7 protein-coding genes and 1 pseudogene are annotated in these 6448 nt (G+C 75.3%); 3 read left to right on the forward strand and 5 right to left on the reverse strand.

Annotated elements, in window-relative coordinates; translation table 11 throughout:
* Positions 1-960, forward strand: a 960-nt coding sequence (locus ACIQOV_RS21635; RefSeq protein ID WP_401050766.1) for a hypothetical protein, incomplete at its 5' end; no start/stop codon positions are given.
* Positions 961-979: 19 nt separating this feature from the next.
* On the opposite strand, the gene ACIQOV_RS21640 is transcribed toward ACIQOV_RS21635, so the two are convergent.
* The 3 genes from ACIQOV_RS21640 to ACIQOV_RS21650 all read right to left on the reverse strand — a co-directional run bounded on the left by ACIQOV_RS21640 (position 980) and on the right by ACIQOV_RS21650 (position 2242).
* A complete protein-coding gene (locus tag ACIQOV_RS21640; RefSeq protein ID WP_359902629.1) occupies positions 980-1111 on the reverse strand; it encodes a DUF6126 family protein in 132 nt (43 codons plus the stop codon).
* A gap of 43 nt (positions 1112-1154) precedes the next feature.
* Positions 1155-1496: a metalloregulator ArsR/SmtB family transcription factor gene (locus ACIQOV_RS21645; RefSeq protein WP_359902632.1), complete on the reverse strand. Its 342-nt coding sequence runs from the start codon at positions 1494-1496 to the stop codon at positions 1155-1157.
* Between the two features lie 284 nt (positions 1497-1780).
* Positions 1781-2242, reverse strand: a complete 462-nt coding sequence (locus tag ACIQOV_RS21650) for a hypothetical protein (RefSeq protein ID WP_359902635.1) — start codon at positions 2240-2242, stop codon at positions 1781-1783.
* Positions 2243-2463: 221 nt separating this feature from the next.
* Here ACIQOV_RS21650 and ACIQOV_RS21655 point away from each other — a divergent pair, with 221 nt between their 5' ends.
* Positions 2464-3192: a polysaccharide deacetylase family protein gene (locus ACIQOV_RS21655; RefSeq protein WP_401050771.1), complete on the forward strand. Its 729-nt coding sequence runs from the start codon at positions 2464-2466 to the stop codon at positions 3190-3192.
* Positions 3193-3349: 157 nt separating this feature from the next.
* Here the strand turns inward: ACIQOV_RS21655 and ACIQOV_RS21660 are convergent, their stop codons facing one another.
* The gene (locus ACIQOV_RS21660; protein WP_401050773.1) at positions 3350-4372 is read right to left on the reverse strand and encodes a glycoside hydrolase family 3 N-terminal domain-containing protein; all 1023 of its coding nucleotides are present in this window, start codon (positions 4370-4372) and stop codon (positions 3350-3352) included.
* 286 nt (positions 4373-4658) lie between these two features.
* A complete protein-coding gene (locus tag ACIQOV_RS21665; RefSeq protein WP_401050775.1) occupies positions 4659-6161 on the reverse strand; it encodes a PLP-dependent aminotransferase family protein in 1503 nt (500 codons plus the stop codon).
* A gap of 83 nt (positions 6162-6244) precedes the next feature.
* Here ACIQOV_RS21665 and ACIQOV_RS21670 point away from each other — a divergent pair.
* Positions 6245-6448, forward strand: a pseudogene (locus ACIQOV_RS21670) (hypothetical protein); the annotation flags it as partial.

A 6448-nucleotide genomic window follows, 5' to 3' on the forward strand; every position in this document is an offset into this window, starting at 1 on the left:
GGTCCAGCCTCCCCCGCGGGTCCGGTCGCTGCGGCGGGCCCCCGCCCGTCCGACGAGCTGCGCCTCGCCGCCGACCGGCACGCCGACTGGGTGGTCCGCCGCGGCCTGCTCACCCCGTCGGAGCTGCCCCGCTACCGGGCCTACGGGCTGCAGAAGCTGATCGGCCACGCCTTCCCCCGCGTCCGGGGCGCCGAACTCGACCTCCTGGTGGACATGCTGGGCTGGTTCACCATCCTGGACGACCGTTTCGACGGCCCGCCCGGCCGCCACCCCGCCGCGGCCCACGCCGTGGTCGACCCGCTGATCGCGGTCCTCGGCGGAACCCGCGGCGAGAGCCCGTCCGAGAGCCACATGCTGGTCTCCTGGCGGGAGTTGTGGAAGCGGCAGACCACTTCGACGTCCCCCGAGTGGCGGGCCCGGGCGGCCCGGGAGTGGCGGGCCTGCCTGGCCACCTTCCCCGCCGAGGCCGACCACCGCGCCCGTGGCACCGTGCCCGCCCTCGGCCTCGACCTCACCGACACCATGAAGCTGCGCCGGCACGGCAGTTGCCTCTACCCGTTCATGAACATACTGGAACGGGTCCACGGCGCCGACGCCCCGGCCGCACTGCACGCGGAGCCCGCGCTGCACCGGCTGCGCGCCAACACCGCCGACGCCGCCACACTGATCAACGACCTCTACTCACTGCGGCGCGAGGAGCGGCAGGCCGGGCCCGCGTTCAACACGGTGCTCACCCTCCAGCGGGCCCACGGCTGGACCCGCGGCCGGGCGGTCCACGCGGTGCGCGCCCGGGTGGCACGGCTGCAGCAGGAGAGCGAGGAGCTGCGCCGCGACCTGCTGCGCCGCCACCCGGCCGGGCGCTGGTACCTGGACGGCACCCGCGAGCTGGTCGCCGGCGTTCTGGCCTGGACCAGCACCAGCGACCGGTACCTGGTGCCGGACCACGGGCGGCGCCGGTGAGCCACCGGTTCCCGGTGTGCTACTTCCGGCCGCCGAGCGCGAACAGCAGCAGCACGAAACCGGCGAACAGGTGCGTGGCGAAGATGTAGATGCCCGCGCGGATCAGCATCGCCTTGCGGCGCCTCTTCTCGTCGCTCGTGCTGTCGCTCATGGTGGTGCTTCTCCTCGGATCGGGCGGACGGGCCGGGCGCGGCTCAGCGGAGCCGGCCACCGGAGGCGCGCAGCTCGGTGAGCAGCGCGCCCTGGTCGGTGATCAGCTCGGTCAGGATCCGGCGGGCCGCGCGCAGCAGCTCGGCGACGTCCGGGGTGCTGAGCGCGTACACCACGGTGTTGCCCTCACGGGTCGCCGTGACCAGCTGGGTGCGGCGCAGCACCGCGAGCTGCTGGGAGAGGTTGGACGGCTCGACCTCGATCTCCGCCAGCAGCTCGCGCACCGGCCGGGGGCCGTCCTGGAGCAGCTCCAGGACCCGGATCCGCACGGGGTGGCCGAGGGTGCGGAAGAACTCCGCCTTGGCCTGGTACAGCGGCACCGGCATCGTCCGCGTTCTCCCTCGGTTCCGGCTCGGTGGTCGTCCGGCCGGGCGGGGATCGATGCCGCGGCCGGTAGGCATCATCGCGACAGATGAAGATTTCTTCAAGTCGTCACAGTGCGTCGAGCGCCGGCAAGACCCCCGGCGGGCCCTCGACAGACCCCCGGTCCACCCTCGGCGGGCCGCCGCCCGGCGCTCCCCCCGACCGCCCGCCGACCGGACCGCGACATGCAGAAGCCGAGCCCGGGATGCTGCCAACTCCCGGGCTCGGCAGTCACGGTGACGCGCCGTCAGCAGACTACAGGCACATCCACCGTGGCCGGCACCTGGCCGCTCCAGAACCCCTCGACGTCAAAGGACACGTGCACGGTGGACCCGCACGGCACGGTGGTCGAGATGCCGTCGACCCGCACCGTGGACACCTGGAACACCGTGCGGCCGTTCACCGTGCCGAGCGAGGCACCGCCGGTCACGTTGGCCGACAGGTGGGTCACCAGCTCCTTCGGCGCCGGCGGCCACGGGGTGCCCGGGGACGGCGGACCGGCCAGGCCGATCTTCCCGTAGATCGCGACGCCGTCACCGGTCACGTCGGCGCAGGCGTACGTGGCCAGGCCCGCCTGGAGGCTGTAGGAGCCGCAGGTGGTGACGGTGGTGGTGGCGACGGCCGGGGCCGCGGCGAACGCGGGGACGGGGGCCGAGAGCAGGGCGGCGGCACCGACGGCGCCGGCGGCGATCCGGGCGATCCGGTTCATGGGTTCCTCCTTGGAGGGGACGGACGGACTGGGACAGGTGGCGTGGCACATATGACATTTCATAGGCCCACGACAGGAACTTTGCCATGCGATTCCTATGCGCTGACGCCGATTTACCCTTGGATACGAGGCCTCGTCCGAAAGCAGACCTTCGATGGCGCAATCACCCTCGAACGGCCGAACTTCCGCACCCTCCCAGGCAACGCCCACGTTGAGCCCGGATGAACCGCATCCGAACCGCCACCGGGGCCGCCGCCGCGGCCGTCCTCGTCCTCCTCGCGCTGCTGGCCGCCGCCTCGCCGCCGGCCACGCTCATGGGCGCCGAGATCCGCCGCCTGCCCACCGCGGAACGCGTCCTCGCCCTCACCTTCAACGCCGCCTGGAACGAGACCGGGCTGGACACCGTCCTCGCCGTCCTGCGCGACCGCGACGCCCCCGCCACCTTCTTCCCGACCGGCGACTTCGCCGACCGCCATCCCCGCGCCGTCCGCACGATCGCCGCCGCCGGGCACGGCCTCGGCAACCACTCCTACAGCCACCCCGACTTCTCCACCCTCGACGCCGACCGGGCCCGCGCCGAGGTGCGCCGCGCCGACACCGCGATCCGCCGCGCCGCCGGGACCGAACCCCTGCCGTTCTTCCGCTTCCCGTACAGCGCGACCACGCCGGAAGGCATCGCCACCGTCAACCGGCTCGGCTACGCCGACCTCGAATTCACCGCCGACACCAACGGCTACCTGGGCCCCGCCCACGGCATGACGGCGGACCGCGCGGTCGAGCGCGCCCTCGCCGCGCTCACCCCGGGCGCCGTCCTCCAACTGCACGTCGGCGCCTCGGAGGAGGACGGACCCGACACCTGCCTCGACGCCGAGGCGCTGCCCCGCATCCTCGACGGCGCCCGCGCCCGCGGCTACCGCGTCATCGACCTGCGCACCCTGCTCGACCGGTGACCGGCCGGGGCCTTCCGCGCCCCGGCGTCACCCGCCCGGACGGGAGCCCGGGGAGCGGACCACCGCCGCCCCTGCCCGCCGACGCCACCCCACCCCGCGGCCGGCCCCGCCCCGCCTCGCGGCGCCGTGCCGGACGGCACCGACCGGCCCCGTCGGCTCACCCCAGCGAGCCGCGCAGGGCGTCGACCCGGGCCACGGCCTCGGCGAAGGCGTGCCGGTCCAGGCGGCCGTCGTCCAGCGCGGCGGCCAGCGCCTCGGTGGCCTCCTCGCCCTGCCGGGGGTCCCGGGCGGAGCAGAGCAGCAGGTCCATCCCGGCCTCGGCGGCGGCCAGCGCCCGGTCGCCGGTGCCGCCGTACGGGGCGAGCGCCTCCGCCTCCATGGCGTCGGTGACGGTCACGCCGTCGAAGCCGAGCCGGCCGCGCAGCTCGCCCTGGATGATCGTGGACGAGAACCCTGCCGGGTGGTCCGGGTCCAGCGCCGGGTAGACCGCCCACGAGGCCATCACCAGCCGCACGCCCGCCGCGACGGCCGCCCGGTACGGGGCCTCGCCCCGGGAGCGGAGCTGCGACAGCGGGACGTTCAGGGTGACGGGGCGCTCGTCGGTGTTCTCCCCCCGTGGCGCGGCGCCGAGGCCGGGGAAGTGCTTGGCGGTCGCGGCCACGCCGAGGCCCTGCTGGGCGGTGAGGAAGGCGCTGCCCAACTCCGCCACCTTGGCCGGGTCCTGGCCGTAGGAGCGCTCGGGGTGGTCGATGAAGTTGTCCGGCTTGTCGTAGACGTCGAGCACCGGGGCGAGGTTGAGGTTCAGCCCGGCGTCGGCGAGGGTCCGGGCGGCGCCGGCCCCGGATTCCGCGGCCGCGGCGAGCGGGTCCGGCGCCAACCCGACGCGGCGGGCGGAGAGTTCGGGCGCACCGGGCAGCCGGCGGACCTTGCCGCCCTCCTGGTCGGTCATCAGCAGCAGGGTGCGCGGGTGCGGCGCCTCGGCCGCGGCCTGTTTCAGTTCCGCGACCGACTCCGCGAGCTGCTCCGGACTCGTGACGTTCTCACCGAACAGGATCACCCCGGCGGCCCGGCCCTCCCGGATCGCCCGGAGCACCCCGGCCGGCGGCGTCGGACCGGGGTACGACAGCACGATCCGCCGCCCGGCGAGCGCCCGCGCGTCCTCCTGCTCCTGGCCGGCCATCGCCGCACCCCTCTCGTTCGGAGCACCCGGAGTACCCGCAACGCCCGGAGTGCCCACAACGCCTGGAGCACCGTGCGGCCGGGCGGGCGCGCCGAGCGGCACCGGACCGAGCGCGATCCCCATCACTGCCAGCACCACCCCGAACTGGGCGACACTTCGGAACAGGGCCATCACGCCTCCCGGGCCGACATTTGACTTCGGCATGTCAACGTACCCAGGGGTGCGGCGGGGCACTCCCCCTTGCACCAGATTAATCCGATAATCCGCCTTAATATCCTCATCGTCCTCACACCGACGACGAACGCCGGACCAGCCGCCCCAGGACGGCGAGCCCCTCGGCGATCTCCGCCGTCGAACCCGCCGCGTACCCGAGCACCAGGCCCGGCGGGTACGGAAGTCGGGCGTGCCAGGACAGCGGCTGCACCTTGACCCCCTCGGCCAGGGCGGCGGCGGCCAGCTCGGTGTCGGTGCGGCCGGGTGCCTCCGGAAGCGTCAGCATCAGGTGGAGGCCCGCCGCCGCGCCGTGCACGGTGGCTCCCGGCAGATGGGTGCGGATGGCGGCGATCATGGCGTCCCGGCGGCGGCGGTGGCGGCGGCGCAGCAGCCGCAGATGGCGGTCGAGGTCGCCGGACTCCATCAGCCGGGCGAGCACCAGCTGGGGCAGGACCGGGTTGCCGAGGTCGGCGAAACGCTTGGCGTCCAGGACGGCGTCCCGCAGCCGGGCCGGGACCAGCAGCCAACCGGTGCGCAACGCCGGGGCGAGCAGCTTCGAGATGCTGCCCGCGTAACAGACCCGGTCCGGCAGGGCGGCGCGCAGGGCCGGGACGGGCGGCCGGTCGTAGCGGTGCTCGGCGTCGTAGTCGTCCTCGATGACCAGGCCGCCCTCCCCCGCCCAGCGCAGCAGTTCGCGCCGCCGGTCACCGCCCAGTACGACGCCGGTCGGGTACTGGTGGGCGGGGGTGAGCAGGACGGCCGGGGCGCCGGTGGCGCGCAGCGCGTCGACCCGGATGCCCTCGGCGTCGACCGGGACCGGCGGGGTGGCGGCGAGCCAGTGGGCGAGGTGCTGCCGGGCGCCGAGGGAGCCCGGGTCCTCGACCGCGACCTCGCCGATGCCGGCCCGTCCGAGGGCCCGGCCGAGCAGCGCGAGCGCCTGGGCCGTGCCGGCGACGATCAGCACCTCGTCCGGGTCGGCGCGGATGCCCCGGTTGCGGGCCAGCCAGTGGGCGACGGCCCGGCGCAGGGCCGGGGTGCCGCGCAGGTCGCCGTAGCCGAGGTCGGAGGCGGCCAGGTCGTCGAGGACGGCGCGTTCGGCGCGCAGCCAGGCGGCGCGGGGGAAGGCCGCGAGGTCGGGCACGCCGGGGGTGAGGTCGATCCGGGCGGGGGCTCCGCGCAGCAGGTCGAAGACCTCGGGGTCGGGATCGGCCCGGAACAGCGCGGGCGCCGGGCGGGGTGGCTCCGCCGCGGGCGCCCGGTGCGGCGCCGCGGGGGCCGCGGGGGCCGCGACCACGACCGTGCCGCCCCGCCCGCGGCCGACGACCTGTCCCTCCTCGGCGAGGCGCTGGTAGGCGTCGGTCACCACACCGCGGGAGACCCCGAGTTCGGCCGCCAGCACCCGGCCGGCGGGCAGCCTGCTGCCGACCGGGAGCCGCCCGTCGGCGACGGCCTCGCGCAGCCGGCGGGTCAGCCAGTCGGTGAGCCCGCCGGGCGGGGCATCGGCCGTGTCGAGCTGCAGGAAGTCGGCGCCGGCCTCTTTGGACCGGTCGAATGCCTCGGCTTTGGACCTGTTCACCGGACCATAGTGGCGGCGAGGGTGGGGCCATGACCACGGAAACACCCATGCTCACGGAAACGCCCACGACCACGGAATCGCCCATGACCCCGGGGACAGCGGCATCGGAGCGCCCCGACGAGCGCCCCGACGACCACCCCGACTACGTCCACGGCTACGCGCGGACCGAGGCGCGGCGCCTCGGCGACCAGGCCGACACCCTCGCCGACCTGCTGCACGCGGGCACCGCGTACCCGGCCGGCAGCCGGGTGCTGGAGGCGGGCTGCGGGGTGGGGGCGCAGACCGTG

It is taken from the genome of Kitasatospora sp. NPDC091257, from assembly GCF_044757675.1.
GTDB classification, from domain to species: domain Bacteria; phylum Actinomycetota; class Actinomycetes; order Streptomycetales; family Streptomycetaceae; genus Kitasatospora; species Kitasatospora lactacystinica.

Excerpts from the sequence above, each read along its gene's own strand:
- ACIQOV_RS21660 (WP_401050773.1), bottom strand. The coding sequence starts at position 4,372 with ATGGCCGGCCAGGAGCAGGAGGACGCGCGGGCGCTCGCCGGGCGGCGG.
- ACIQOV_RS21655 (WP_401050771.1), top strand. The coding sequence starts at position 2,464 with ATGAACCGCATCCGAACCGCCACCGGGGCCGCCGCCGCGGCCGTCCTC.
- ACIQOV_RS21645 (WP_359902632.1), bottom strand. The coding sequence starts at position 1,496 with ATGCCGGTGCCGCTGTACCAGGCCAAGGCGGAGTTCTTCCGCACCCTC.
- ACIQOV_RS21650 (WP_359902635.1), bottom strand. The coding sequence starts at position 2,242 with ATGAACCGGATCGCCCGGATCGCCGCCGGCGCCGTCGGTGCCGCCGCC.
- ACIQOV_RS21640 (WP_359902629.1), bottom strand. The coding sequence starts at position 1,111 with ATGAGCGACAGCACGAGCGACGAGAAGAGGCGCCGCAAGGCGATGCTG.